This window comes from Microbulbifer maximicatervae (SeqCode) (assembly GCF_052467505.1).
This window is the reverse complement of record NZ_CP174313.1, coordinates 5,140,039-5,163,217: the sequence shown is the minus strand read 5'-3', so window position 1 is coordinate 5,163,217 and position 23,179 is coordinate 5,140,039. Positions and strand designations below refer to the sequence as shown.

The 23,179-nt window shown below is 46.2% G+C and carries 20 protein-coding genes; 5 read left to right on the top strand and 15 right to left on the bottom strand.

The features are described 5' to 3' along the window. Nucleotides 1–92 precede the first annotated feature (92 nt). The gene (locus ACJJIN_RS22530; RefSeq protein ID WP_108734284.1) at nt 93–542 is read right to left on the bottom strand and encodes a zinc ribbon-containing protein; all 450 of its coding nucleotides are present in this window, start codon (nt 540–542) and stop codon (nt 93–95) included. A gap of 161 nt (nt 543–703) precedes the next feature. Here ACJJIN_RS22530 and leuS point away from each other — a divergent pair, with 161 nt between their 5' ends. The 3 genes from leuS (at nt 704) to holA (ending at nt 4,929) form a co-directional block, all read left to right on the top strand. Continuing rightward, nucleotides 704–3,301 (top strand): leucine--tRNA ligase, encoded by a 2,598-nt coding sequence (gene leuS, locus ACJJIN_RS22525; RefSeq protein WP_444896285.1) that lies wholly within the window; start codon nt 704–706, stop codon nt 3,299–3,301. Between the two features lie 85 nt (nt 3,302–3,386). After that, nucleotides 3,387–3,911, top strand: coding sequence for an LPS-assembly lipoprotein LptE (locus ACJJIN_RS22520; RefSeq protein WP_444896284.1), 525 nt, complete (start codon nt 3,387–3,389; stop codon nt 3,909–3,911). A 13-nt stretch (nt 3,912–3,924) separates the two neighbouring features. After that, complete coding sequence (gene holA / locus ACJJIN_RS22515) at nt 3,925–4,929, top strand: DNA polymerase III subunit delta (RefSeq protein WP_444896283.1); 1,005 nt, start codon at nt 3,925–3,927, stop codon at nt 4,927–4,929. 88 nt (nt 4,930–5,017) lie between these two features. On the opposite strand, the gene ACJJIN_RS22510 is transcribed toward holA, so the two are convergent. The 6 genes from ACJJIN_RS22510 to ACJJIN_RS22485 all read right to left on the bottom strand — a co-directional run bounded on the left by ACJJIN_RS22510 (nt 5,018) and on the right by ACJJIN_RS22485 (nt 9,456). Then, the gene (locus ACJJIN_RS22510; RefSeq protein ID WP_444896282.1) at nt 5,018–6,199 is read right to left on the bottom strand and encodes a hypothetical protein; all 1,182 of its coding nucleotides are present in this window, start codon (nt 6,197–6,199) and stop codon (nt 5,018–5,020) included. 54 nt (nt 6,200–6,253) lie between these two features. After that, nucleotides 6,254–6,739: a hypothetical protein gene (locus ACJJIN_RS22505; RefSeq protein WP_444896281.1), complete on the bottom strand. Its 486-nt coding sequence runs from the start codon at nt 6,737–6,739 to the stop codon at nt 6,254–6,256. A gap of 311 nt (nt 6,740–7,050) precedes the next feature. Further along, complete coding sequence (locus ACJJIN_RS22500) at nt 7,051–7,896, bottom strand: CsgG/HfaB family protein (RefSeq protein WP_444896280.1); 846 nt, start codon at nt 7,894–7,896, stop codon at nt 7,051–7,053. Between the two features lie 42 nt (nt 7,897–7,938). Beyond that, nucleotides 7,939–8,340: a curli assembly protein CsgF gene (locus tag ACJJIN_RS22495; RefSeq protein ID WP_444896279.1), complete on the bottom strand. Its 402-nt coding sequence runs from the start codon at nt 8,338–8,340 to the stop codon at nt 7,939–7,941. Continuing rightward, nucleotides 8,340–8,768 (bottom strand): CsgE family curli-type amyloid fiber assembly protein, encoded by a 429-nt coding sequence (locus tag ACJJIN_RS22490; RefSeq protein WP_444896278.1) that lies wholly within the window; start codon nt 8,766–8,768, stop codon nt 8,340–8,342. Before ACJJIN_RS22490 ends, ACJJIN_RS22495 begins: the two co-directional genes overlap by 1 nt. A gap of 4 nt (nt 8,769–8,772) precedes the next feature. Next, on the bottom strand, nt 8,773–9,456 hold the full coding sequence (locus ACJJIN_RS22485) for a helix-turn-helix transcriptional regulator (protein WP_444896277.1): 684 nt from the start codon (nt 9,454–9,456) through the stop codon (nt 8,773–8,775). Between the two features lie 686 nt (nt 9,457–10,142). Between ACJJIN_RS22485 and ACJJIN_RS22480 the strand changes: the two genes are divergently transcribed. Further along, nucleotides 10,143–11,801, top strand: coding sequence for an acyl-CoA dehydrogenase family protein (locus tag ACJJIN_RS22480; RefSeq protein ID WP_444896276.1), 1,659 nt, complete (start codon nt 10,143–10,145; stop codon nt 11,799–11,801). Nucleotides 11,802–11,843: 42 nt separating this feature from the next. Here ACJJIN_RS22480 and ACJJIN_RS22475 read toward each other — a convergent pair whose 3' ends face one another. From ACJJIN_RS22475 to ACJJIN_RS22455, 5 genes are all read right to left on the bottom strand, one after another. Next, nucleotides 11,844–12,584 (bottom strand): SDR family NAD(P)-dependent oxidoreductase, encoded by a 741-nt coding sequence (locus tag ACJJIN_RS22475; RefSeq protein ID WP_444896275.1) that lies wholly within the window; start codon nt 12,582–12,584, stop codon nt 11,844–11,846. Between the two features lie 31 nt (nt 12,585–12,615). After that, nucleotides 12,616–14,664 carry an aminotransferase class I/II-fold pyridoxal phosphate-dependent enzyme gene (locus ACJJIN_RS22470; protein WP_444896274.1) on the bottom strand — a complete coding sequence of 683 codons (2,049 nt, stop codon included), beginning with the start codon at nt 14,662–14,664 and terminating at the stop codon, nt 12,616–12,618. 247 nt (nt 14,665–14,911) lie between these two features. Then, a complete protein-coding gene (locus ACJJIN_RS22465; protein WP_444896273.1) occupies nt 14,912–15,316 on the bottom strand; it encodes an NUDIX hydrolase in 405 nt (134 codons plus the stop codon). 80 nt (nt 15,317–15,396) lie between these two features. After that, nucleotides 15,397–16,509, bottom strand: a complete 1,113-nt coding sequence (locus ACJJIN_RS22460) for a phospholipase A (RefSeq protein WP_444896272.1) — start codon at nt 16,507–16,509, stop codon at nt 15,397–15,399. 236 nt (nt 16,510–16,745) lie between these two features. Beyond that, nucleotides 16,746–17,468, bottom strand: a complete 723-nt coding sequence (locus ACJJIN_RS22455; protein ID WP_444896271.1) for a hypothetical protein — start codon at nt 17,466–17,468, stop codon at nt 16,746–16,748. Nucleotides 17,469–18,166: 698 nt separating this feature from the next. Between ACJJIN_RS22455 and ACJJIN_RS22450 the strand changes: the two genes are divergently transcribed. Continuing rightward, complete coding sequence (locus tag ACJJIN_RS22450) at nt 18,167–18,970, top strand: hypothetical protein (RefSeq protein WP_444896270.1); 804 nt, start codon at nt 18,167–18,169, stop codon at nt 18,968–18,970. Nucleotides 18,971–19,053: 83 nt separating this feature from the next. Here ACJJIN_RS22450 and ACJJIN_RS22445 read toward each other — a convergent pair whose 3' ends face one another. The 3 genes from ACJJIN_RS22445 to ACJJIN_RS22435 are packed head-to-tail and all read right to left on the bottom strand — an operon-like array spanning nt 19,054 to nt 23,176. Next, nucleotides 19,054–20,370 (bottom strand): lysine N(6)-hydroxylase/L-ornithine N(5)-oxygenase family protein, encoded by a 1,317-nt coding sequence (locus ACJJIN_RS22445; RefSeq protein WP_444896269.1) that lies wholly within the window; start codon nt 20,368–20,370, stop codon nt 19,054–19,056. A 2-nt stretch (nt 20,371–20,372) separates the two neighbouring features. Further along, nucleotides 20,373–22,193 (bottom strand): IucA/IucC family protein, encoded by a 1,821-nt coding sequence (locus ACJJIN_RS22440; RefSeq protein WP_444896268.1) that lies wholly within the window; start codon nt 22,191–22,193, stop codon nt 20,373–20,375. Beyond that, the gene (locus tag ACJJIN_RS22435; protein ID WP_444896267.1) at nt 22,190–23,176 is read right to left on the bottom strand and encodes a GNAT family N-acetyltransferase; all 987 of its coding nucleotides are present in this window, start codon (nt 23,174–23,176) and stop codon (nt 22,190–22,192) included. Before ACJJIN_RS22435 ends, ACJJIN_RS22440 begins: the two co-directional genes overlap by 4 nt. Between the last annotated feature and the right edge of the window lie 3 nt (nt 23,177–23,179).

Here is a 23,179-nt window from a genome sequence, read left to right as displayed (position 1 = left end):
TGAAGAGAATCGCAAAAGGAATGCAACTAGCAGCCCCAACAATGGGGCTGCTGGAGGCATCAGAAGCGTGGCCGCCACCGTATAGAGCCCATTCAATACTCGAGACCACCCTCAATCTGGCGAAAGCATCCATAACCACACCGGTGGCAGGGAGTGATCTGGGTATTTGCCGGTGGCATAGCTCGGTATCCACAGCCCAAACACTGCAACTCCTCATCCGGCCCTACAAACTCGCCGGCCAAAGCCCAGGGCTTGCCCTCTTTGATGCATCGCATTAAGTTTGGCCAGGCGGTTTCTGTGGGGTCCGCCGCATCCAGCAGCCAATCACCGCTGCGCTCCTCCAGGGTCTTCAATTCCCCACCTAGTCCCCGGATATAGTCAGCAGCCCGATGCAGGTCATCTTTCAGCCAAGCGCGCAAAAATGCCATCTTATTGGCGGTGAGATTCTCAACAGCCAGCTCACCTTCGACCAAATCTTCAAAGTCTTCGCGAAACTCATTAATCAGATCGTCCTTCGGCGGCAACTTTGGTTCCTTCGTCACGGTATCCCTCCTATAATCCCGCGTTTACGCATCGTAAAAGATGCACTGGGAGCGAAACTTGATCGCGATCAATCTTTACCGATTGACAAGCGTTCACATCCCCCAATAAACACTGAACAGTTTCCCGCAAATTTTGATCACAGAGTATAGGTCCCGAATCGATGGAAGAGCAGTACAACCCCTCCGCAGTCGAAGCTTCCGCCCAGGAATTCTGGGAGGCCGAGAAGAGCTTTGAAGTAAAGGAAGACGCCGGCAGGGAAAAGTTCTACTGCCTATCCATGTTCCCCTACCCCAGCGGCAAGCTGCACATGGGGCATGTGCGCAATTACACCATTACCGATGTAATTACTCGCTATCAGCGCATGCAGGGCAAAAACGTGTTGCATCCGATGGGCTGGGATGCTTTCGGTCTGCCGGCAGAGAATGCGGCCATCCAGAACAAGACCGCTCCAGCCAAATGGACCTATGCCAATATCGAGTACATGAAAGGCCAGCTGAAGGCCCTGGGTTTTGGCTTTGACTGGTCCCGCGAACTGGCCACCTGCCAGCCCACCTACTACCGCTGGGAGCAGTGGTTCTTCACCCGCCTCTACGAAAAAGGCCTGGTCTACAAGAAGAACTCTGCAGTGAACTGGTGCCCCCACGACCAGACCGTACTGGCTAATGAGCAAGTCGAAGATGGCGCCTGCTGGCGCTGTGGCACCACCGTTGAGCGCCGCGAGCTGGCCCAGTGGTTTATCAAGATCACCGATTATGCCGAAGAGCTGCTCGAAGACCTGGACAAACTGCCCGAGTGGCCCGAGCAGGTGCGCACCATGCAGCGCAACTGGATCGGCAAGAGCCGGGGAGTAGAGCTGAGCTTTGCCCTGCCCAAGCCTATTGCGGGTATGGACCACTTCGATGTGTATACCACCCGTCCGGATACACTGATGGGCGTTACCTATGTCTCCCTCGCCGCCGAGCACCCCATCGCTCTGGAGCTTGCCGAGTCCAACCCCGAACTCAAAACTTTTATCGCCGAGTGCAAAAAGCAGTCCCTATCCGAAGCCGATATGGCCACGATGGACAAGAAAGGCATGGATACCCGGCTCAAGGCGATTCACCCCATCAGTGGGGAAGAAGTCTCCGTATGGGTGGCCAACTATGTTCTGATGGATTACGGCTCAGGCGCAGTGATGGCAGTACCGGCACACGACCAGCGCGATTGGGAATTTGCGCAAAAATACCAGCTGCCCGTTATCCAGGTTATCGAGGCTGCCGACGGCGAGTCCATCGACTTGGAGAAAGAGGCCTATACGGAGAAAGGCAAACTGGTAAATTCCGACAGTTTTGACGGCCTGGATTTTGATCGCGCCTTTACTGCGATCTCCGAAGCGCTGATTGCTGCAGGTAAGGGTCGGGTTAAGACCAACTACCGCCTGCGCGACTGGGGTGTCTCCCGCCAGCGCTACTGGGGTGCGCCCATCCCCATGTTCAACCTGGCCGACGGCGGAGAAATACCAGTACCCGCAGACAAGCTGCCGATCCTGTTGCCGGAAGATGTCGAGCTCGACGGCGTTCAATCACCTATTAAAGCCGATCCCGAATGGCGTAAAGACGAACTCAACGGCACTTCTGTAGAACGTGAAACCGATACCTTCGACACCTTTATGGAGTCCAGCTGGTACTACGCCCGTTATACCTGTCCCGATTTTGAAGAGGGCATGCTGGATCCGGACCGCGCCAACTACTGGTTGCCAGTTGACCAGTATGTCGGCGGTATTGAACATGCCATTTTACACCTTCTCTACGCGCGCTTCTTCCACAAGCTGATGCGGGATGAGGGCCTGGTCAATAGCGATGAACCCTTCAAGCAGCTGCTGTGTCAGGGCATGGTGTTAGCCGAATCCTTCTATAAGGAAGAGCACGGCCACAAGACCTGGATCAACCCCGCCGATGTGGACGTCGAGCGCGATGACAAGGGCAAGCCGACCAAAGCGATTGAGCGAGCCACCGGCGAAGAGATTATTGCCAGCGGCGTGGTAAAGATGTCCAAATCCAAGAACAATGGCATAGACCCTCACGCTGCGGTTGAGGAGTACGGTGCCGATACCGTTCGCCTGTTCACCATGTTTGCCGCCCCTCCGGAGCAGACTTTGGAGTGGCACGATGCCGGTGTGGAAGGTGCCAGCCGCTTCCTGCGTAAGCTCTGGAAGACCGTTCACGTCCATATTGCAGCGGGCTCCAGTGAAGCACAGATCGACCAGCAGTCCCTCAATGACAAGCAACAGCAGCTGCGCCGCAAAACCCACGAGACCATCCAAAAAGTGGGGGATGACTATGGCCGCCGCCAAACCTTTAATACCGCTATCGCAGCAGTAATGGAATTGCTCAATGAGGTCGGCAAGCTGGCAGATCGCAACAGTGATCAAGGACTGGCTGTAGAGAGAGAAGCCCTACAGACCGCCGTCTTGCTGTTGGCTCCGGTTACTCCTCATATCTGTCATCAACTGTGGCAGGTTATGGGGAATACCAGTGCCCTAATCGATTCTCCTTGGCCAGTGGCAGATGAAAAAGCACTGGTGCGCACCTCGATTACTTTGGTCGTCCAGGTCAATGGCAAGGTACGCGCAAAACTGGATGCGCCTGCTGATGCAGATAAAGAGAGCCTGGAAAAACTCGCCCTCGCCGATGAGAACGTTCAGAAATTTATCGGTGAAGCTACGGTGCGCAAAGTAATCGTCGTTCCTGGCAAGCTGGTTAATATTGTCGCCAAGTAGAGACCCGCAATATGATGTCGGGAGTTTCACTCCCGGCTCACTTAAGTCAGCTCGCTGTAGCCGACAAGACCAAGGCAAGTAGTTTATGAAAACAATCGCAATTCGAGCCTTTATTTTTCTTCTCGCTATCACTATTGCCGGTTGCGGCTGGCATCTAAGAGGAGCCCCTAAGAATTTTCCTCCCGGTAGTACACTCTATATATCCACAGTAGACCCTCGCAGTGATATCGCAGATCAATTAACTCGACTGCTCAATAATGCGGGTGTGCCTATGGCGGAATCACCTGCAGAAGCTGACTATACACTCATCATTCACCAGGAAACCGAGAGAAAACTAACCGTAGCTGTAGACTCTGAAGGGCGAGCATCTGAATACGAATTAATTACCAGTGCAATCTATAGCGTACGCACAGCTTCAGGCCAAGTCCTCCTAAATAAAGCACAGGCAGATGTTTACCGCACCTTGGAGTGGGATGTCGATGAAATTGTCAGTAAAAGTGAAGAGGAAAATACCTTGCGCGCGGAGATGCAGCGGGAGCTTATTGGGCGCATTATCGATCGCTTACGGCGTATCGATGTGAATGCCTCATTAGAAGAAAAGAGCTACTAGGTTAGTTTTATTAATGCGCGTTAACCCCCATCAATTATCGCAAAATCTAAAAAAGGGCCTATCGCCAATTTTTATTATCACTGGTGATGAGCCCTTAATAGTACAAGAGTGCTGCGATTTAGTCCGCTCAACAGCGAAAAAGCACGGTTTCACCGAGCGAGAACTTATTCACGCAGAGCATAATTTTGACTGGAACACGCTGGTTGCTTCAGCCGGAAATATGTCTCTTTTCGCAGAAAAAAAACTCGTCGAGCTGCGTTTGCCTGGAGGAAAACCGGGGGATAAGGGCAGTAAAGCCCTGCAAGAGTTTGCTTCACTGGCGAGTGAAGATCTTTTACTTTTATTGGTATTACCGAAACTTGATAAATCGCAACTCAACAGCAAATGGGTCAAAGTCCTAGAACAATCGGGAGTACTGGTTCAGGTATGGCCTGTGACGATTCAGGAAATGCCCCGCTGGATCAACCAGCGCCTTGCATCTGCAGGCCTTTCAGCCGAGCCAGAAGCAGTACAAATCCTGGCAGAAAGAGTAGAGGGCAACCTGCTTGCCGCAAGCCAGGAGATAGAAAAACTTAAGCTTTCCATCCCCGAGCAAGAAATTACCCGGGAAATGATGGAGCATAGTGTTACCAGCTCCGCCCGTTACAGTGTTTTTGACCTAATTGACACAGCACTCTCTGGCAATTCAGCCAAAGCAATCAAAACACTCGACGGATTGAGGGTCGAAGGTATTGAACCACCCATTGTACTTTGGGCAATAGCAAGAGAAATTCGCACTCTTCTCGACATCATGGAAAAACTGGATCAAGGCCAACCTCTAGCGAGATTGGTTCGGCTGCAAAAGCGACAGCCATTGGTCCAAGGAGCCCTACATAGACTTAATAGGAAGCAACTAGAAAGCTTATTAATTCGCGCTCGGGCTATAGATGTCTCTATCAAAGGTGGTAGTGGGCAGCAATCTCCATGGACAGGGCTATTAGAGCTGATCCTCAACTTTTCTGGTCAACGGATAATCTAGTCACTTTTTGTTTACCTAAAACCACATTGGCCTCATGAAAAACCGCCCCAAAAGGGCGGTTTTTTCTCATACCTGAAACTTTTCAAGATCAGTTCTGAGTGATGGTAGCCATATTGTTGGCGCCAACTTGCTCAATGCTAGCCATATTTAAGGTACTTGTCTGGTTAACAGTGGCAATGTTTTCATAGCCAGACTGACCAACGTGAGCGAAGTGCTCGGCGCCTGATTGAGCTACGGTTACCAGGTTATCAGCACCAAAATCTTGATGCACTTCAGCCAAGTTCAGCTCCCCAAACTGATCTACATCTACAATATTTGATACACCGGCACTATAACCGTATGTCTCATTACTAATACCAGCCTGGTCAATGTTAACAAGATTCAAATCGCCATACTGACCGAAGTCGGCCACATTAGCGTCACCAGTTTGAACAAGATTAGCGCTATTATCATTACCCACTTGATTCATAACACCATAATTGAAGGTTTCGTTCTGGCTGATATTAACAACGTTATTATCTCCAGATTGATAGCCCATTCCCGCATTTCCCAGGCCTTCTTGTAAGACATTAGCCGTATTATTAGCTCCGGCCTGTCCAACGTCTAATAGGTTGAAGTCGCCTCTTTGCATCAAATTAGCATTGTTGGCAGAACCATATTGATAGACTGACCCCACGTTGAAGTCACCTAGCTGACCGCCATAAAATCCATCGGTAGAAGAAAGAACTGCGCTGTTCCAAACACCGTTACTATCGCCTTCTTGGGTGCTGACAAAGTAGTTACCATCACCTTCTTGCTGTAAGAGTCCGGCGTTATCGCTACCCACTTGATACATGTCAGAGTAATTGAAATTAGACCCAAAGAACTGATCTACATGCAGCTGGTTTTCACTACCGATTTGAGCAATATGAGTCGTGTTATACGAACCTTCCCACTGATGAATTACACCGTTGTTTCCCTCACCATCTTGATAAGTAGTTGCCTCACTACCTACTTGGCCATATTCTTGGGTTGTTCTAGCTGAATTACGGTTGCCAATTTGTGTTTGGTCAATGTAGTTGTCATCAGCATTAGATTGAATGGCTCTGGCGTAGTTTGACTCGCCTTCCTGCCACTGGTACGCCGCATTATTGGTAGCTGCTGTCACCTGGATAACATTGGCATCATTGTCATTTCCAAGCTGCACCTGATCACCAAAGTTGTTATCAGCTAGTGCCTGGCTAGAGCCAACAACCAAAGCAATAGCAGCAGCAAGTGTAACCTTTTTCATCTATCAATCTCCCTCGGAATAAAATTATAAATACAAGTAAAAGAGTGCAGTGCTTTAATCGTACTGCACTAGTTGCACCGCATGGTCGTCACCGAACTGAGCGACATAACCAAACAATCCATCACCGTTTTGAATAATGTTTGCGGAATTTCCGTAGCCAACCTGACTGATCAATGCCACGTTACCCACACCACTCTGTATCGCTGTAGCTTGGTTGTAGGCCCCAGACTGCGATATCGCAGCATAATTAGAATCGCCTGTTTGCTGCACTAATGCAGCATTGGATTCACCTCCTTGTATCAGGACGACCTGGTTATAAAAACCGGACTGGGTAATCTCTGCAACGTTATAATCACCCGTTTGTGAAACCTGAGCCAAGTTGCCCGCAATTGAATCTTTTCTTAATAAAAGAAGATCCAGGGCCCCCTGCCCCGCAGACAGTTCATCGTGGTTATCCAGATCAGAAGCCCAACACACCGAAAGCGGTAAAACCAGGAACAGAAGTGTAATTACCGTTACTCGTTTCGCTGTAGCAATCACCAACCACCTCTCAATAAAGAACGGTTAACAACTAAAAAAACAACGAGAACAACTATAGATAAAAAAGAGAAATATTGAATCAGAAGAAAGATTATATTTAATAAAAAAGAATAAGAAGAATATAAGACTTTGGTATTAACTTAGACCACAACCCCAAAACACACAAAATGCCAACGTAAACCCATTCCATCTAATTACACACAAAAACATTAAAGCTCACAAATAAAATTTGACAATTAACAAATAAAACTACTCCAGACCAACCAAACAAATAGAAACATGTATTGAAAAATTTAATATTCTTTAAAAATTTATAATATTTTAACTGGAGTTGCTGCATATTCGCTAAGTACAGACATAGGGTATTGGCTATTATCTTCTAGCGCCCACAGGTTAGCATTGACCCCCTGTGAAATAAGGTGAATTACCGCTGACTCTATGGCCGAAAGAACACATAACTGAGTAGGATCATTAGTTGTCATACCTGCTTCTATTTCAAGCAATCGCTTATACTCAACAAAAGTGTAAACGTCTCCCTGAACCTGCCTCGACAAAATTTTCTTGCTAGTCAAAACACTACTCAACACCCGACCACTTCGCACATCTACTGCACGTAAATTAACGGTCACTTCATCGACACGATACTGCTCGGAAATACCAATACCAAAGTAACGGGCACCTGCTCCTCCAGTCTTAATATTGGTATCATAACCAACAATCCCACCTTCAAGCATAATGTTTGCTGACATTAGTGAAGGTAAATCGAACACAGGACTTGCAGGGCTATCCTGTTCTTTTATTGCGGCCCTAATTATTTTCCTTTCCGTCAATAGGTTCTGAAGACCCTCTCGCTCAAGCGTTACAAACCATCCAGATTCATTCAGAACCTGAACAAGCATGGCAGCAGCTCCCTGAGTAACCGCTGTCGAAAATGAACTGGAAGGCGCAGGCCGATACTGCCCAGTCTGATCACTAAAACCATAAACAGCTGCGACTATTTTTCCCCTGGGAGCAGGCAAGCTAACCAAATCAGAATAAGTGCTCATTCGGTCTGTCAGCGTTGCCTTTTGTTGACCGGGACCAAATAAAGCTTCTTTTACAGAGCTACACGCACTCAACCCAAAAATAACAGTAAACAACAATATTCTTAACAACATTGCACCACCCCACAAAAACCTAAGCCTATCGATAAAATTTTATTAATTGGTAGGATTGAGACCCACTACCACAATCTCAGATATTTCACCTGTAACAGCATCGGTTATCGTTATTGTTAGCTCACCATCAATATCAACAATATTTACAATGTAGTCATCAGTCACCAAAGTCCCGTCATTACCGTTCCCGACATCTGTCAACAACTGTGAAAGCAAGCGAGATTCTAGAGTGTCTGTAAATCTATCCAGGGAAGAAGAATCAGAATAGGGGGAATTCTTAGCATCAGGATCTTTCTTACTGTTCTGCGCGCTAGCATTATTCAACAAATAATTACCATTTAAAGGATTACCCCCGAATGATGGGTTAACTGGCGTATACACCAACTCCGTTGCAAACACTGAACAAGAAAAAATACAAATAGCTACCGCGCAAATATATTTCATTATATTTCATCCCCCGCCAAATCAATATTTTGAGATAACAGCTCCTGTAACCGCTGCTGACGTACATTATTATTTATTTGCGATGCTGCCTGCTCGACAACTGCACCGAACTTTCTTCGCCCAGGGTAAATAACTGTCTTAAAAACCTGCTTGCTATCGAAGGTCACCCAAACAACACTACCCCATCTAGCCGACGGCCTTTCATGCACTGTCAGATTGTAATCAAACCCAGTGAAATTAGTCGTGATATAAATAGAAAGAGATCTCGCAAACTCATGGCCGATACCACTTACCGTATTATCAATAACCAGTCCAGTAAGCAGAGACTCCTCTGAGATTTGCTCACCTGTTTCTTGGGCATAACTTTTGTATACGATACATGAAAGTGCAACTGTAAACACAGCTGCACTTATTAATAGTGATTTCATAATATTACAAGTTTTGACTGGCCCAGCTACTTGCTTCTAGGCGATTCTTACAGCCTATTTTTCTATAGATCTTATATAGATGGCTCTTAACAGTATGTTCACTGACACACAAGGCTTCAGCTATATTAGCGTTAGTATTACAGTCACAAATCAACTGCAAAATTTGCCGTTCCCGCTGAGTAAGATTTGATACTTTATCGCACCATTTTTTTGGCTTTCTATGCTGCCTAAGGAAGTTATGAAGCACATCTCTTGGGAACCAGTATTCCCCTGAGAATATCCTCCCTAACCTCTCCATAATGACTTTTGCTTCGCACTCAGAGGGTATTAATCCCAAGACTTTTTCCCAGTGAAGAACAAAATCAATATCCGATTTCTGACCTACATTGATCAATACGATATTTGGTGGACTGGGCAGGGAGTGTATTTCCCTTAAGAGTAATTCAAGCTCTGAAGCAGAGACATCGGCACAATCAAGAAGGAGGTATTCAGCCTTAATGCCACTCAGCGAAGAAAGTGTCGAGCGCTGCAAAATAGCGCAAGTAGTCTTAAACTCATCTTCAATTCGCCCGGCAAATATTGAGGATTGTAGATTGACGCATGCGGTTAAAAAGGCAACTGTAATCCCTGTCTTTTCTGACTTAGGGCTAACAACCTTTAGCGGTGCATAATCCTTATGCAAATTCATCTGGGTTCCCCCAATGTGCAGTCCTTTTATGTTTAAGCCTGTTGCCAGGCTAACTATTTTTTAAGTTTCCGCGCTCATCTTATGCTGTGAGCTAAATCTATTCGATCAACCCAATGACTTCAACCGGTAGTGATCTAGATATCAAAAATTCAATCTTAAGTGTGCCAACTTGGTTCCCTCATACCATTTAGTAATACTAAGGTATCATAGAAAGGTGAACCGAAAAGAAAAATTCACATGCTTTGGTATAGATTCTCCCAGCAAACAAGAACTCATAAATATCAATTTTTTTATACTGGTCCACAGTATTATTAAATTTATTTTGATTAATTTGAGATAAAAAAAAACCTTAGCTAAAATGAGGTGACAAACATCAAACTATTCAAGAGCTACAGTAGATAAACTGAAAAAATAGTATTCGATAGCAATTAAATATAAATTTCATTTCATTACTTTAAAACCATATTTGATCGAGTAAACATTACCCTCAAATCAAAACATACAGCCCTGTAAATAAAAGCAACAAAATAACTGACCACAATCAAACAGCTTAAATAGTAATCAAGGAAAGCTTGTTTTATGCTCATATTCAGCTATTTCTTGAATTATTACCTTCAATTAATTGGTAAAATTGTACAAAGTAAGTCGCTACACCAATTGAAATCTCAAGTCCTTTAGGTGAAGTTATGAACAGTCAAAACTATGTGCCAGATTACAAATCCACATATCAAGTTAGCAATCAGCCTCGCCCACTTACTGGTCATAACCTCTATATTACTGATCAGGCGTTAAAGGAAGCCGTACATATTAATGGGGCCCATTGGGCTGAAGATGACCTGGAGCGGTATGGGGAGGTGTGTGGCAGGCCAGAAATGATTGAGCGGGGTTATGCCGCCAATGAATTTAAACCTATCTTCGAAAGTCACGATCGTTCCGGCCACCGCATTGATTTGGTTCGATACCATCCCTCTTATCACCAGCTAATGCAGCTGGCACTTTCAGAAGGTTTACACAGCTCTCCCTGGACCGACCCACGCGCAGGTGCCCACGTGGCCAGAGCTGCAAAAAATTACTTGCACACTCAGCTTGAAGCCGGTCACGGGTGTCCTATCACTATGACCTTCGCCTCAGTGCCCACTATCGAGCTAAACTCTGAAATCGCCATCGAATGGATACCCAAAATAACCAGCCGCACTTACGATGGAAGTAATCGCCCATATTTTGAGAAAAACTCATTGACGATCGGTATGGGCATGACCGAAAAACAAGGGGGCTCAGATGTCAGGGCAAATACCACCGCTGCAATTCCCCTCGCCGATGGAACCTATGAATTATTAGGGCACAAATGGTTTATGTCCGCCCCTATGTGCGATGCCTTTTTAATTCTTGCCCAGGCGCCCGGCGGCTTATCCTGCTTCTTGGTTCCAAGATGGAGGCCGGATGGTTCGAAGAACCAGCTGGAGATTCAACGCCTGAAGACAAAGTGTGGCAATGTTTCCAATGCTTCTTCAGAAGTTGAGATACGCGGCGCATTGGGCTGGCTAATCGGCGAAGAAGGGCGTGGGGTCAGCGCCATCATCAAGATGGTAGCGATTACGCGGTTTGATTGCATGATGGGCTCATCTGCAGGGCAGCGGCAAGCTGTTATCCAGGCAATTTACAACGCTAGTGAGCGCAAAGCATTTGGCAAAAAGCTGATTGATCAACCACTGATGCAAAATGTGCTTGCCGACCTTCAATTGGAGGTGGAAGGCTCAATTGCCTTTACCATGCGCATAGCCAGAGCAATGGATCAAGAGGGCAGCGAACACGAGAAGATGCTACTCAGGCTCGGGGCCGCGGTGGGAAAATACTGGATATGCAAACGCAGTCCCCATCACGCCTATGAGGCTATGGAGTGCCTGGGAGGCAATGGAGCTATTGAAAACTTTGTTACGGCACGGCTGTACCGAGATGCTCCGATAAATGCAATCTGGGAGGGATCAGGGAATATTCAAGCGATGGACGTGTTACGTGCCATCACTAAAACTCCTGCAGTAATTAGCCACTGGTTTGATGAATTAAACATTAGCCGAGGCATAAACACACAATTTGATAAGGCAGTCGACAAGTTAAGAAACGACCTTTCCGACCTAAATCAATTTGAATACCGTGCACGTCATATTATTGATCAAATGGCCCTGACCATGCAGGCGCACCTTCTGCTACAGGGGAGTAACCCTTGTGTAACTGACGCCTTTATCAAATCAAGAATAGGAATTAACGGCACACACAATACTGGAAGCCTACCCACCGGGATTGATATCGCCACTATTCTGGAGCGGGGAAACCCTCTTATAACTTAAGATACGATAACAATCACTATCACGCCTATTTCAAGCTGATCACTACCAGGGTATAAGACTTCCATCCCATGACAGTAATCTTCCGGTGTCTGACGATGCCAGTTGACTCAAGACATCTACAATACGATTCGCGCTTAGTTCAGGGGTGTAGAGTTTATCTGGGGGCAAATTAGACTGAAAAGGCTTGGACAGTGAAGTATCTGTCGTACCTGGATGAATCGCTACCACACAACTTTCCTCCAGTTTCCGCGCCCACTCAATAGACAGATTCTTAACCAGCATATTTAATGCGGCCTTACTACACCGGTAGCTGTACCAGCCACCGAGCTGGTTATCCATGATACTTCCCACCTTTGCCGAAAGCGACGCCCACAACAAAGGGCGTCTGCGCTTCAAGAATCCATCTAGTGCGCGCGCTAAATGTAAATGGGAAAGTACGTTGACCTGAATCGACTGCAATAGCCAGTGATCATCACATTGCGATAGGGACTTCTCCGGTCCGTGGAACTCATCATGTAAAATGCCACAGCAGTTGATTACCCAACCTGGAGGCTCAGAATGTTCGGCCAAAAAATTTTCAACAATATCGATGGACTCGGCTTGCTCTAGACAAACGGATAAATGGTGTCGCTCACCGACATGGCCAGGAATCATATCAACTGTGATTCGACTCAAGGTCAATAATGTAACTTGAGGGTAGCGCCGAATAATTTCGGCGCCAATGGCCTGCGCGATGCCACCGGAAGCACCGGCTATCAACACAGATTGTGGACTTTCGAGCATACCGGCCTCCATGCCGGATTGTGGAGTTTTACTACTTTCCTTTCTTTTTCTCTCCAGAAGACTGCACTTTCTCAGCTTTGCCCTTGGAGGCTTCCTTAACAACCCTTAGCATCGGCTCATCAGAGCGGAAAATAAGACCGTGAATTTCTGTCGTATTCTGCCCCTGAAGTAGCTGCTGCAAAAACTGTACTATTTGGGCTGAAATTTCCTGCCCCGGCACAAGGACCGGAATACCTGGCGGATAGGGAACAATTTCATCTGCACTGGTCCGACCAACCAGGTTCTCAATAGCTTCTGTGCCATTATCCATCAGCGGCAATTCTTCTGCTTCCGAAAAATAAGCATCTGCCGGTAGACATGTAAAACGGGTAAATTCTGGCAAACGCCTCGGCGACCCGATATGAATACGCTTGTGAGTATTTCCTGCCAATTGCTTAAGAGCATGAATCAAGCGAAGTAATTTGCTCTCTGTACTACCGAGGGTTACAAGTACAGTAATGGTATTGTAGGTGGTCTTTTCCACCTGAATGCCATACTGATCAAACAATTTAATCTGCATTTCATTGCCAGAGTAACCACTCTTGGAAATATCAATAGTCACCTTGGTGGGATCAAGGCGAATGTTATCACTGGCAAGTGGATCAGCAATCAAGTCATCACGTGTTAGCGCGCGGAACACACCTGTCTCATTGACGGCATTACGTAAAATTTCCACCATCTTTAGACATTGCTTCAAACGACCATACCCCTCCATCGCCATTTGTTTACGCGCCACATCTAGGCTCGCAATCATTGCGTACTGAGGACTGGTAGAGGCGTGCATATTCAGGTTTTCGCGAAAACGGAATTCATCAAAGTCCGGGTCTTGCACGTGGATCATACTGGCCTGGGAAAAGGCCGACAGCATTTTGTGGGTGCTTTGGGTCACATAATCCGCCCCACACTCCAGTGCTGTAGGCCGCAACTCGGGATGGAAGAAACCATGGGCAAACCAGGCTTCATCCACTAGCACTTTCACTCCACGCTCATGGGCGTAGTCGATAATTGGCTTAAGGTCGTAACGCAATCCATCATAGGTACAGGAGGTAATTACCAATAGGCGCGCATCACTGTGCTCATCCAGGGCAGCTTCAATATCCGAACGCTTTACCGGCCCGTAAATTCCAAATTCTGGATGCAGTACAGACTTCAGGTAAACCGGCTCACAGCGATTCATCACAATCGCATGGTGAACTGATTTATGACACGCTTGGTCAACGATAATTTTTCCGCCACCACCAAGAATTTGCTGAATAACCACTTTATTTGCGGTAGAGGTGCCGTTGGTCAGGAAAAAGGTATGGCGAGCTCCAAAAGCCTGAGCTGCTAGATCCTGCGCCTCCTGAATAACCGAGTGGGGCTCGAGTAAACTATCTAAAACTTGAACAGAAACAGACAAGTCTGTATTGAAGATATGTTCACCCATAAAGCGATAAAAATCCCCCACCCAGGGACTATTGCGCAAACTGTCACCACCAGAATGGCCAGGTGTATGCCACGCATCCCGAGCTGAGAATACGTATTCTTTTAGAGTGTCGGCAAAAGGAGTCGAAGCTCTTCGAGCAATAAACGCCTGCACCAAGCGGAACATATGGTTGAAATTGCCCTCACGACGATCGAACAACTCATCGAAGCGGCGACGCAAATTTGCCTGGGATTTTGAACCGGATTTGCCCGGCTTGGAGGTTGTTCCAGCAAAACCACTGTGGGCTACGAGGAAGATATTAAGCTGGGAACGCAAAGCGTGAATTCGGTCAGCGATGTCATCTGCAGCATCCAACCCCTGCCCGTCACTGCCACCATCGACAATGACCGCTTGCAGTGAATCCTCTTCTTTTGCCAACCTTTCAGCATCTGCGGGCGTTACGGCTTCAAAGTGAAGGCCAAAAGGATTGTCGTGTACTGCTGCCGTATTATTGAGAGCGGTAATCCACTCATTGGCCAATTTGCTATCAGAACTGACCAGAGCGACCCGGCACTCTAATTCAAGGCTGTTTTCGTTTAGGTTGCCCAACTCAGGCATCTTCAATTCCAAACCCATAATTCTTATCCATCAGCATAGCTTGCAGGTGAGTACAACTTGCTGTATCAATTATTCAACTATTTGATTTTATTAACTTTTATAAGGCCCCCGCGAGTTGCGGTGGCTCTGGAATTCCAGGGCAATAAACACCAGGGGGCAAATACTAATGTAGGAGGGAGGGGAATTCTGCGACTACATTGCATTTGGCGATTTTCGCCAAATGTACCCAGGCATACCAGATCTATTGCCAAGGAAGATAATAAAGTTAGAACTTTGCGCTACGCACAATACCATTAAACATGAGGCAATCCTCGACCCTGTGACGTTGTACCAGGGATAATTGGTGAAGCGGAAAGTAAGCCCATTGGGAATGTTCATCAGAGAGAATGTAGTCACCCTCTTTAATAAAATGGGCTCGAAAAATAAAAACATGTGAATTGAAAGCGTTGTGGTAGTAGATGCCACTGAGATACTCTATTCGCACTTCTCGTCCAAGCTCCTCATGGCACTCCCGCACCAATGCCTCATGGGCAGTTTCACCCGGGTCTAATGCTCCGCCAGGCAAGCCCCAGCTACGCTCAGCATAAGTCGCTTTCAGCTGCAGTACTTCTCCGCCAGTATTCGTGATTACCGCATGGGCACTCAATCGGTAACTATCATCAAAGGCCATGAACAAACCCTGATAACAAGTCAGGTTAAGAAGTGAAAAACGAGAGCCTATTCATTGCGAGTACGCCCTCGTCGTTAAGGTTAAAACCCCTGGGCTAATACAAATCCAAATCCTAAAGTTTGCACTGATTCATCATAATCAAGGAGGCTCTCGCCGTAACCATTGAAATAGCGGATATATCCATCGACGCGTTTCCCGAGAGGGAAGCCCCAGGTCAGCTCCACTGCACCACGATTATCTGAGCGCAAATTGTTACGTAACATCAGTGAAACCATGTGATCTCCATCGCGGTATCGCCCACCTAGTTCAAAATGCCCCAGGTAGTGCTCAATATCCGGATTATCATCATCATCCTTATCTTCAGGGATCCTGTACCAGGGCTTTAGGCTGATTGAATAATTATCCCGCTCAAAAACAAAATTGGCGTAAATTCTATTCCAGCTGCGGGAATAGGGTTCACTGCGCCCATTTGACTGGTGGTTAATCGCCACCTGATTAGCTACATTATTCCAGCCAAATAGGCTCCAATCATTGAGCCAACTCAGAATCAATTCCGGCTCGTGATTTGTTTCACGAAAGGGAGAGGAGTTATCAGAGTTGTATGCCTGCCAAAAGCTACGATTTGTATAGGCGACACTCAGTACAGAAGCCTGCCCCAAAAAACCCCGCCAAATAGGCACTTGCACAGAGAGCTGGAACTGTACTTCGACGTTATCCAAATCCTCAGCTTTATCTGGTCCTTCAATATCTGCCACCCCTCCCTCTTCAGGGGCTGGGTTGTAGACCATTGGCAGCACGTAGTTAGTTTTATGGGAAGCTAAAGTAAAGGGGTTATTGGCGGCATCCCTGATAGCCTGAGCTCTGCCCCCTAACAATACTTCATCTGTCGGAAGGTCTTCCTCATACTCGTCGACAATAAAGTCTGCTATCACCGGATCTTCTTCAAGGGTCAGTTCAGCTCTAACTCTTTCAGCGCAGATACGTCGAATTTCCCTTATCGTGACATCGGCATCCGAAACAAGTATTTGCTCGTTCAAGCAGCGCTTATGGTGGGTCTGCAGGTTTTCTCCCACATCCATAGAAAAAGTTGATTCTGGCGCCTCTTCAGCTAAAGCTGTTGGCAACTGTGCAACTAACCCAACAGAAGAAAGTAATGTGAGCCCGGCAAAAACCCTTCTTCGATAGTAGGACAAAACGCTTTCCCCCAGTCATTTATTGCAATCGTGATGCAAGCTTACACTGGAGAGGATTACAAGTCCCACTACATAATTTTGCGATTATCGTGACAAGATAGCCAATCAGGCTAGCGAAGCTCTAATTTCAGCTTAGATAGAACAGAAAACTAAATAGTGACAGGAATAGAAACAGGAATCTCCATTTAAGCCTATTTGTGTGACCAATAGTGGTTATAAAGTTTCCTCAAGCTGGACTAAAGTAGTCCTTTTAAGCTCGACGACCACTCCAAGTCCCTCAGCCGAACCTGCCACAGGCGGCCAGTACTAGATGGCCAATCGTACCCCACTAACAGGCTCCGACTATCAACATAGCAATGGGCATCTCTTTCAGCTTCATCGCCCTGGTAAATGTAAGCAATAATATCGGAACCCAGTTCCTGAGCCTTCTGGCTCGAAACATCCCCCGCCATTGATCTTGCCGTGCGATGGCTCACCCTAGGAGAGAGCAACTTACCTCGCTGAGATGGATCGACGATATCAGGGGACACAACTTCCAGGCCATTTTCATGTTGTACCAACCTCGACAAGACAGGCCCCATAAAAACCCGCATCAGTGGAAACAAAAGCCGCTCGTCCCCTTCTATATTGAGTTGCTGAGGGCCATTGGGACCTGTCCAGCTGGCTTGAATGTCATCACCTATCGCAGGACTTTTTCCCTCCTCTGGAATTAACTTGTAGTGGGCGCTCACCTCATCAACTTCATCTCGCCAATGCACAACACACTCACTCACTAGCCCCCCTTCCAAAAGAGCAAATACTTCGATCCCAAACCCCTGGTCCCCGACTAAGCGCCGACTGACAAGCGAGCGTCGCCCCTGCTCATCATTCCCTAACTGCCAACTATCTTGCACAGGCATTTCCCTGCCATCACAACTATAGTGATAGCGCCCCTGAGCCAAAGTTGAATTCAATCGCATCGCAGGTTCCCTCCTTGCTCACCGCGCACTAGACCGGTGGTCCAGTACCCAAAAAGTATTGCACACGGAAGGAGTCTGACCTCGTTTTTCGCGCCTCCTTTAATTTAAATTTTAAAATCGCAATATTTGACCTCAGAACTTATAAATAGCTCGATACGATAAAATTGCCCCTGTACTTTTAATATGAGCTATCTAATTGGGGCAACGGGAAATTTTCTAGGCCAGAACACTAATAATGTATATCCCTCGCTAACCTGCATGCCCAGAACAATTTCAACACCCTACAAAGTAAAATCACAACAACAAAAATACCCTAGTTAACCCTGAGAATGTGGCCTATATTTAACTATCGGGTAATTCGATGTCTGTAAAAGTGCTTACATATTCCTCTTTTATTCTTGTTCATCAAAATTTAAACTCACTGTCTTTAGTGAGATCATTTCAAAGCAGCGCCATTCACATTGAGTTCTACATAAGATCGCGGCTTACCCGCTGTAAAACTCATGGAATTTAGTTTTAAAAGAAATGACATTCAATACCCGAATCAAGGATGATGATCCTCTATGCCAACTTTCGCTTACCAATCAATAAATTCGAACGCTAGCACCAATTGCGGAATTGGTGCGTCCAATAGCCAATATTTCACCCGTATGACGCATAATCATCAGGCATCTAACCAGGACCGCTGGCACCTGGTTATGCCAACTGCAAATGGATTAAGGCCACAAATTCCAATCCATGGCCCGGCCCAACTAGTGGCACAGGCGCCACAAGGGTTTATGGGTAAAAATCAGCATAGCGATGCCCAGTTTTTGAACATGATAGAAGGGAAGGCCCGCCAGACACATCAACATCTGTATCGCTCGCTGGGTCAAACCTGTGATTTATTGGTGTACGGAGAAATGGATGGTAGCAATAGTGAATGGAGTTCTATGCAACAGCATGCAGGAAATCTGGTCGGCTCAAACACAACAGGAAAAGCCTGTAACAGTTTTAGTATTCATGCGGCCAATACCACCCAGCATACAATCCTCGGTTCAGGCATGGGTTGGACTGCAGTGAGATCAGGCAATATCAATGTCGTTTTTGTACACGTTCCCAATAGTATTGCCAAAAAACAAAGTGATGCAATCTCCTTCTATCGCTTTATCAACAACCAGGTGATACACGGAGGTTATGGCACCATTGATCTTGTGATGGGCGATACCAATCAAGGGACTGATAGCTTCACCGAAGATGTTCTTAGCAGGGCCACTGGGTCAACCTTTTCTGACGCACATAGTAGCGCTAGCATACAGCCTTCAGATTCTTATGAACGCAGTTTTTCGGGCACAAACAGCACCGCGAGTAAGAAGTATGATGTGGCGATTTACAACACAAGTACAATTCGTGTTAATCAAGTAGGTTATCTCTCACAGAGTACCCCAGTTGCAGTGAACGATGCGAGTATGTCAGCAGCGGTAACTGACCATATGGGAATCTTTATAAGTGTCACCAAGTAAGCAAGGCTTTTTACGACTTGGATATGGGGAATTAAACAATCAGTGGTTGAATTAAAGTACTCAACCACTGATTAGCTAAAGAATTAGGCTACAGCAGCCTCTTGAACCTTCTTGGGAGTAATCCAATTCATATAGTTGCTTGACTGCTGGTTGTTGTATACCAGATCACTGTGCAAATCATTAACAACCTGTGCAGCCCTCCAGGCAGAGAGGCTTAGCTGTGGCTCTGCAATACCATGGCTAAAGCGTCCAGTCCCCAAAAAATAGAGCCGACGATCACTTTCATCACCATTTAATTGGGTTGCAAAAGCGTCATCCAGAAGTATACGTCCCTCCCCATCTCTGGCTATACGATCCTGTAGGGGCGCAATACAAGGAGGCAGTGCTTCACATAGCCCTGTGCACAGAATGACAATATCCGCGTCTAACCACTCTTGCCCATTTGCTCCACCAACTAGATGATTTTGCAGTTGAATTCGATAACTGCCACAACTAGACATATCCACCATTTCACGATTGGGCATTAGCACCACACGATTCGTGTCACCATCAAGGTGTACCAATCGATAAAAAAGCTGGTACAGCTCTTTTAAAGTATCCGGTGAAATCCCATCCGAGGCTAGCTTCTGCTCCGCCACGACTTCTTCCCTACGGTGCTGGGATAGCTGACGGAACACATCTACATATTCAGGTGTAAACCAGTCATTAGTAAATGGGGTTTCATCCAAGGGGAGATAATTACTCCGACGGGAAACCCAGGTGATTTGTTCCGGTTTTCCCCACTCTTTATTAAGTAGGTTGATAACCACCTCAGCTCCAGTCTGGCCACCTCCTATTACAGCAACCCGTTTACCATGGACATCAGGATTGCGCAAAGCAATTTCCAAGGCGTGGAAACAGGATTCAGATAGTTGAGAACGACAAAACTCTGGGATATTGGGTTTCTTACCACCTGCAACACAGATATTTTTCGCTTTGACTATTTCTTGACCTTGAGAACCGTGGACATCCAGTTCAAAATAGCTTCCCTTATCTAAGACACTTTGCACTCGGCTCCCCATTTCTACTGAACTTAAACGCTTTGCAGCCCACGCCAAATAATCAGCAAATTCTCTGCGGGTAACCGTGCGTTGCTCGGCATGTAAAAAATCGTAGAAACGCTTTTTCTCGACAAGATATGCCAGGAAACTATATGGATTAGTTGGATCGACCGGTGTTACCAGGTCTTTTAAATAAGAGGTTTGCATCATGGCTCCGGGCAACATCAATCCCGGATGCCATGAAAATTCCGCTTTTGCTTCAAAAAAACGGTGGGTTAGAGACTTATCCCACATCAGGGAGGCAACAGCTAGGTTAAACGGACCGGCGCCAATACCAGCTAGATCTAATATATTACTCATCATTATACCTCGACGGGGGAAATTGTATGATTTTTTGATTCGCCTTTAGTTGGCTTCTGTTCTGATAACCAAAGGGGGTTCTCCAGATCACCTCCAACTATAGGCACCGGCCTTTCAGCACTATCATCATAACCTTGAGATAACCGCACCCGGTTAATACAAACTCTCTCTATATGGGCTCGAAAAACATCAAAACACTGAAAACGCTCAGCCATTTTCGCGTTTTCTTTCATAACTTTTTTCTGATAAGAACGTAAAACTTGAGCCAATACACTGTAAAATTTAGTCTCAGAAAAATTAAGCTCCAACATCAACTGGGATGAAAGATAACGCAAGACCGTCACAAAATGTCCAGTAAAAAGATCATGAATAATGTAATTTGGAGGCAACTGATCCAACACAGCCAAAGCCGAGGATGGAATATCACTCCGCTCAGGAAAATCTCCTTTCGCGAGACGTAAATCACCCTGAAAATCCTTTAACAGAACACGAGTTACTCGGTCTTCCTTTAGTACCAAAGTTAAGTTTTGAGAATGTGCAACTAAACCAATTCCGTAGCGGCTAAGCAGGTGGTACAAGGGCACAACTGTTGAATCAAAAAGATATTCCAACCACTTTTCAATCGAAAGCCCCGAGCTATTAATTAATACGGCTGCAATGGATTTCCCACTGGAATCTTTCTGCAATAGCGCAGCCATTAAAAGGTGGCGCTCACCCTCTGAACAATGACTTGCAGGACTTTGGCGCCAAGTCGCCCCTAGCATCTCTCGGTATCGGTAAGGTGTCCCTTTTACCTGTTCGTGATGGAGATGAGGAACATGTAATCCAGCAACTTCCTGAAGAATACCCGTACCGCGAGCCGATAAATTTTCATCTCTATCACAGAGCTCCTGCATCCACTGTGATAAAGACGGCCCACATTGCATGTATTTTCCGGGAATTCCACGGTAGCACGAAGTATTTAACACTGTTAAAGGTAATTTAACATGCAAGGCTTGTGGGCGAGACCGATTAGAGAAAGTACGCAACGAGACTTGTGGCAAGTACTCATCACCGAACTCACCCAATAAAATGATATCCCCGCGACTTAGTAGCTGCGCATAATGCTGACGAATATGGTGCTGCCACTGCCATGGATGAACTGGCAGAGGAATAAACTCCCGCCAGTTTATCTTTTTATCCCGGCAGATAGCTTCCAATGACTGCATTTGATTAGTGGAAAGGCTTTCCTCAAGTAACTGCTGCCAATTCCAATCCTCACTATGTCCATTGACAGTCAGATCACGCCGAACTGCCAACCATAAGAAGCGCACATATTCACCCGATTCAGTGCCATAGGCCTTGAACTCTTGCGCGCCCCAGCCAATACGCCCCTTATTGACAATCGCTTTAGGATGCCCATCTAAATAGCACTGTAATTGCTCATCGGTAAACTTGGCCATAGTTTCCGCTGCTTGATCTTCACGTTTTTCAAGTATGGCCACATCGCTAGCGATGGTATTCGCCAATTCATGCAATAAATTACCCAGTGTGCTGGCAGTTATTTTCAGATCTTCAGCAGCATCAATAAAGAACTGAGCTGCATCGTCAGCAACTAATTCTTCATCACCTTGATTTCTTTGAATTGTATCCTCATCAATTTGAAGCCAATCCCAGATAGTCAAACGCGCAGTAAATTCATAACTCACCCCAGACTTGAGCTTAACAACGTAAGATTTATCTAGCTCTTGACGGGCGCTCAAAGCTTGCTCATAGCAGAGTTCAGATAAAGACTTGGCAAGTATTTTCCGATTAGCCTGCTCCCAATAATAACTTTGGCTCATATCTCCCCCATACTCTCAAAGAATTCATCTCTGTCGCAGGTAACCAACGCAGCTCGTTTATGCGGAAAATCAAATTCTTTTATTTTTTTCCAACCAAAAGTTCCATCAATGTACTTTAATAGTGGCCCGTTATCAGCTCTTGGCTCTCCAACCAAAGTCTGAGTTCGACAGTCATCTAGAAACATAAAATGAGATACTGCATTAAACCAAGCTTGAGCATAGCGTCTACCCAAAAAACGACTGTTGCCTACCAGCATATGGGCTCCACGATCAAAGGGTTGGCAGTTGTAGTAAGGGGCTATACGATCCTCAAGTGCCCAGTAAACCTCAAAGTAAGCAAAGGGCACATCATCGAAGCAGGCGATTAGTGGGTATTTATGAGGGTCTTGAATAACATCTTGGATAAATTTCCGTTGTTTATCCATTCCCCCTTCCTCTTCCCAAAACTTCGCTACACGCCCCATGTTCATCCAGCTTGTAAAAAGCTCAAGATCGCTATCTGGATCCAAGTGACGAAGACTAAGGTCCATTTCCAGGGAATAAAAGTGACGACGATATACTTCCCCCTCCACAGGTTTTGCTCGAAGTGGATGCTTTACGCCTTGCTCATTTTCCACCCATCTTAGGGGAAAATTCCCACCATTATTGCCTCGATACCAAAGGTCCTTACGCTGATAGAAATCAGATTTGAGTATTTCATTTATCTTTTTTCCACCTAAACTAATTATTTCAACAAGCTTAATATCTCCGTGAGTGCCAAATACCCAATCCAACCAATTATTTAATCCGGTTGATTCAGCCTCATGACTAGAAATATGTACCTGTGCAAAATCACTAGTTATTCTGTGCCGCACTTTAAAAAAATTATCTAACTCCAACTGACACTGGTAACCCTCACTATCAAGTGTCCACAGCCGTCCATCAGGTAATGCACCTTTTTTGATGCCTTGTTTTTCAGAAACAATCTCTGCGTTATTCATCATTCG

What these genes read in the sequence shown, in the direction of transcription:
- leuS (WP_444896285.1), top strand. Translation starts at nt 704, where the DNA reads ATGGAAGAGCAGTACAACCCCTCCGCAGTCGAAGCTTCCGCCCAGGAA.
- ACJJIN_RS22520 (WP_444896284.1), top strand. Translation starts at nt 3,387, where the DNA reads ATGAAAACAATCGCAATTCGAGCCTTTATTTTTCTTCTCGCTATCACT.
- holA (WP_444896283.1), top strand. Translation starts at nt 3,925, where the DNA reads ATGCGCGTTAACCCCCATCAATTATCGCAAAATCTAAAAAAGGGCCTA.
- ACJJIN_RS22510 (WP_444896282.1), bottom strand. Translation starts at nt 6,199, where the DNA reads ATGAAAAAGGTTACACTTGCTGCTGCTATTGCTTTGGTTGTTGGCTCT.
- ACJJIN_RS22500 (WP_444896280.1), bottom strand. Translation starts at nt 7,896, where the DNA reads ATGTTGTTAAGAATATTGTTGTTTACTGTTATTTTTGGGTTGAGTGCG.
- ACJJIN_RS22495 (WP_444896279.1), bottom strand. Translation starts at nt 8,340, where the DNA reads ATGAAATATATTTGCGCGGTAGCTATTTGTATTTTTTCTTGTTCAGTG.
- ACJJIN_RS22490 (WP_444896278.1), bottom strand. Translation starts at nt 8,768, where the DNA reads ATGAAATCACTATTAATAAGTGCAGCTGTGTTTACAGTTGCACTTTCA.
- ACJJIN_RS22485 (WP_444896277.1), bottom strand. Translation starts at nt 9,456, where the DNA reads ATGAATTTGCATAAGGATTATGCACCGCTAAAGGTTGTTAGCCCTAAG.
- ACJJIN_RS22480 (WP_444896276.1), top strand. Translation starts at nt 10,143, where the DNA reads ATGAACAGTCAAAACTATGTGCCAGATTACAAATCCACATATCAAGTT.
- ACJJIN_RS22475 (WP_444896275.1), bottom strand. Translation starts at nt 12,584, where the DNA reads ATGCTCGAAAGTCCACAATCTGTGTTGATAGCCGGTGCTTCCGGTGGC.
- ACJJIN_RS22470 (WP_444896274.1), bottom strand. Translation starts at nt 14,664, where the DNA reads ATGGGTTTGGAATTGAAGATGCCTGAGTTGGGCAACCTAAACGAAAAC.
- ACJJIN_RS22465 (WP_444896273.1), bottom strand. Translation starts at nt 15,316, where the DNA reads ATGGCCTTTGATGATAGTTACCGATTGAGTGCCCATGCGGTAATCACG.
- ACJJIN_RS22455 (WP_444896271.1), bottom strand. Translation starts at nt 17,468, where the DNA reads ATGCGATTGAATTCAACTTTGGCTCAGGGGCGCTATCACTATAGTTGT.
- ACJJIN_RS22450 (WP_444896270.1), top strand. Translation starts at nt 18,167, where the DNA reads ATGCCAACTGCAAATGGATTAAGGCCACAAATTCCAATCCATGGCCCG.
- ACJJIN_RS22445 (WP_444896269.1), bottom strand. Translation starts at nt 20,370, where the DNA reads ATGAGTAATATATTAGATCTAGCTGGTATTGGCGCCGGTCCGTTTAAC.
- ACJJIN_RS22440 (WP_444896268.1), bottom strand. Translation starts at nt 22,193, where the DNA reads ATGAGCCAAAGTTATTATTGGGAGCAGGCTAATCGGAAAATACTTGCC.
- ACJJIN_RS22435 (WP_444896267.1), bottom strand. Translation starts at nt 23,176, where the DNA reads ATGATGAATAACGCAGAGATTGTTTCTGAAAAACAAGGCATCAAAAAA.